This is a genomic window from Cellulomonas septica, from assembly GCF_012396155.1.
GTDB classification, from domain to species: domain Bacteria; phylum Actinomycetota; class Actinomycetes; order Actinomycetales; family Cellulomonadaceae; genus Cellulomonas; species Cellulomonas septica.
The window spans coordinates 1-2,983 of record NZ_JAAXOY010000451.1 but is presented as its reverse complement, the minus strand read 5'-3'; the positions used below and the strand labels follow the sequence as shown (position 1 = coordinate 2,983).

Here is a 2,983-nt window from a genome sequence, read left to right as displayed (position 1 = left end):
CAGCCGGTCGGCGCCGGCAGGCAGGCGCCCGAGCTGCCGGACGACGCTCCGTGCCGCCTGGTCGGCCCCGACCTGGTCGAGCCGTGCCGCCGACGCCCGCGTCGGGGCGATGCCCTCGGCCTGCACCTGGGCGACCAGCACGCCCAGCAGGAACGGGTTGCCGGCGCTCGCGGCGTGGCAGGCCTCGACGAACGCCTGCTCGGCCCCCGGCAGCGAGCCGACGACGATGTCCTCCACGGCGGCGAGTCCCAGGGGACCGAGCCGTACGGTCGGGTCGGGCGCCGCGGCCAGGAGCTCGGCCAGGAGGTCGGCGGACGGGGCCGGCTCCCCGGAGCGGACCGCGCACAGCACCCCGACCGGGACGTCGACGAGCCGACGCGACAGCGTGGCGAGCCAGCGCAGGGACGACGCGTCCGCCCAGTGGGCGTCGTCGACCACGAGGAGCACCGGCTGGCGCTCGGCGAGGTTGCTGGCGAGCCAGACCAGCCCGTGCACCGCCGCGTGCATCGCGTCACCGCCGGGCGCGGGCTCGGGTGCGGCCAGCGCGAGCGCAGGACCGGCCAGTGCCGCCGCGCCCGTCGTCAGGTCCGCCCAGTCGTCGCGCCGGCGGACCGGCTCGAAGAGCTGGCGGGCGATGCCCCAGACCGCGTCGCACTCGAGCGGCCCGCCGCGCGCCGAGCACGTCACGAAGCCGTCCGCCGCGGCGGCCCGGGTGGCGGCCGCCAGCAGGCTGGACTTGCCGATCCCGGCCGGACCCTCGACGACGACCACCCGGCCCGCACCGGCCCGGATCGAGGTGAGGTGCCGGGTCAGCGTGGCCAGCTCGCGGTCGCGGTCGAGCAGCCCGGTGCTCACGAGTGCACCGTACTCCGGCGTCGGACGCGGCCGACGAGGTGCTCCGGCGAGGGCGGTCGACATCCCTTGCGTGCACACGGTCTGCGGGGTCGACGCCGTCCGGACAGCCGAAGCGCGCGGATCGTCCGTGATCCGCTGCCCAGAGGTCGGTGCCGACCTTCGGGTCCCGTGGCCGTCGGGTCCTGCTCAGGGCAGGGCGTCGACCGTCGGCTCCGCCTCGTCGGCCCGTCGCGCCGTCCGTCGTGCGAGAACCAGCGCGACCGCGGCGAGCGCCGCACCCAGAGCGGCGCCGAGCGCGTTCGAGAGCCAGTCGTTCGTGTCGCACGAGCGGCCGAGGACCGGCAGCAGCGCCTGCACGGCCTCGATGCCCGCCGACGCGACGACGCCGCCGAGCAGCGCGAGCAGCGGACGACGGGTAGCGACGGACGCGAGCAGCACGGGCGGGACGAACAGCAGGACGTTGGCGAGGAGCTCGACCCGGCCGAACGTCGGGAGCACCCAGCCGACCGCGCAGCGGTCGAACACCTCGCGCTCCGTCGGGACGAGCGTGAGGAGCACGACGGGCACGAGCGAGAGCGCGCACAGGACCCACGAGAGCCGGGGCGGGCGTCCGAGGAGCCACCAGCCGAGCAGCGGGCCGACGACGACCAGGACGGCGAGCACCGTCGGGCCGAACCACGGGTGGGCGACGAGCAGGGTGGAGATCACGGGGCAGGGGCTCCGAGGGGGGTGATGGGGCGGTGAGACGGCGCGGCCGCGGGAGCGGCGCCGCGAGGCCGGCGGACGGACGAGGGTGGCGGGAGCGCGATGCGGCGCCGCCGCCGGGAGCGCTGTGGTCGGGCGTGGCGGCCGGGCTACGAGGCGAGGCGCGCGCCGCCGTCGACGGAGGTGCCGTCGAGGGCGTCGGCCGGGTCCTTGACCGCGTCCCACACCGCGTCGAGCGAGAGGCCGAGGACCTCGGCGATCGCGGCGATCGTCGGGAAGGCGGGGGTGGCGACGCGGCCGGACTCGATCTTGCGCAGCGTCTCGGGGGAGATGCCGGCGTCGAGCGCGACGGTGAGGATCGACCTGTCGGCACGCGCGCGCCGCAGCAGCGCGCCGAGGCGCTGTCCTCGGGCGACCTCGTCGGGCGTCAGCGGCAACCGGACCATGCGACCGATACTAATACCGGGATAGTATGGCCGGGATAGTTATCCGTACCGCGGAAGGCGTGGCCCGATGATCGAGATCCTGACGCCCACCGAGGTGCGGCGCGCCCGCGACACCGGCGCGCTCGTCGCCGAGATCCTGCACACGCTCCGCGGACGCGCGACCGTCGGCACCAACCTGCTCGACATCGACCGCTGGGCCCAGCGCATGATCTCCGACGCCGGCGCCGAGTCCTGCTACGTGGACTACGCGCCGTCCTTCGGGCGCGGCCCGTTCGGCCACTACATCTGCACGTCCGTCAACGACGCCGTCCTGCACGGGCTCCCGCACGACTACGCGCTCGCGGACGGCGACCTGCTCACGCTCGACCTCGCGGTGTCGCTCGGGGGAGTGGTCGCCGACTCGGCGATCAGCTTCGTCGTCGGGGGCGCGGACCGGGCCGAGGACCTCGCGCTCGTCGACGCGACCGAGCGGGCGCTCGCCGCCGCGATCGCCGCCGTCGGGCCCGGCGTCCGGCTCGGCGACGTCTCGCACGCGATCGGCAGCGTCCTCACCGGCGCGGGCTACCCCGTCAACACCGAGTTCGGCGGGCACGGCGTCGGGACGACCATGCACCAGGACCCCCACGTCCCGAACACCGGCCGGCCCGGCCGCGGGTACACGCTGCGCCCCGGCCTGCTGCTCGCGCTCGAGCCGTGGGTCATGGCCGACACCGACGAGATCGTCACCGACCCCGACGGCTGGACGCTGCGCAGCGCGACCGGGTGCCGCACCGCGCACTCCGAGCACACCGTCGCGATCACCGACGACGGCGCGGAGATCCTCACGCTGCCGCGCTAGCCGAGCCCGTCACGGCCGGAACCGCCGAGGCGCGCTTCGTTCGACGCCGTGGACCGCTCCGCTCGACGACGCCCTCTCGCCCCGGCCCGCCGACGCTCGCTCGCGGCTCCGCGACGGACCCGGAGACGCCGGAGGCGTG

The 2,983-nt window shown here is 76.0% G+C and carries 4 protein-coding genes; 1 reads left to right on the top strand and 3 read right to left on the bottom strand.

Annotation, left to right across the window (positions count from 1 at the left end):
* The 3 genes from HGA02_RS21505 to HGA02_RS14860 all read right to left on the bottom strand — a co-directional run.
* Positions 1-855 (bottom strand): AAA family ATPase (locus HGA02_RS21505; RefSeq protein WP_168679786.1); only part of this gene is annotated, 855 nt, incomplete at its 3' end.
* 186 nt (positions 856-1,041) lie between these two features.
* Positions 1,042-1,563: a VanZ family protein gene (locus HGA02_RS21500; protein ID WP_168679784.1), complete on the bottom strand. Its 522-nt coding sequence runs from the start codon at positions 1,561-1,563 to the stop codon at positions 1,042-1,044.
* Positions 1,564-1,709: 146 nt separating this feature from the next.
* The gene (locus HGA02_RS14860) at positions 1,710-2,006 is read right to left on the bottom strand and encodes a helix-turn-helix domain-containing protein (RefSeq protein ID WP_168679782.1); all 297 of its coding nucleotides are present in this window, start codon (positions 2,004-2,006) and stop codon (positions 1,710-1,712) included.
* A 67-nt stretch (positions 2,007-2,073) separates the two neighbouring features.
* Here HGA02_RS14860 and map point away from each other — a divergent pair, with 67 nt between their 5' ends.
* Entirely contained in the window at positions 2,074-2,844 is a 771-nt protein-coding gene (gene map / locus HGA02_RS14855; RefSeq protein ID WP_168679780.1) for a type I methionyl aminopeptidase, read from the top strand.
* The last annotated feature ends 139 nt before the right edge of the window (positions 2,845-2,983 follow it).

Coding starts and splice junctions, on each gene's coding strand:
- HGA02_RS14860 (WP_168679782.1), bottom strand. CDS start 2,006: ATGGTCCGGTTGCCGCTGACGCCCGACGAGGTCGCCCGAGGACAGCGC.
- map (WP_168679780.1), top strand. CDS start 2,074: ATGATCGAGATCCTGACGCCCACCGAGGTGCGGCGCGCCCGCGACACC.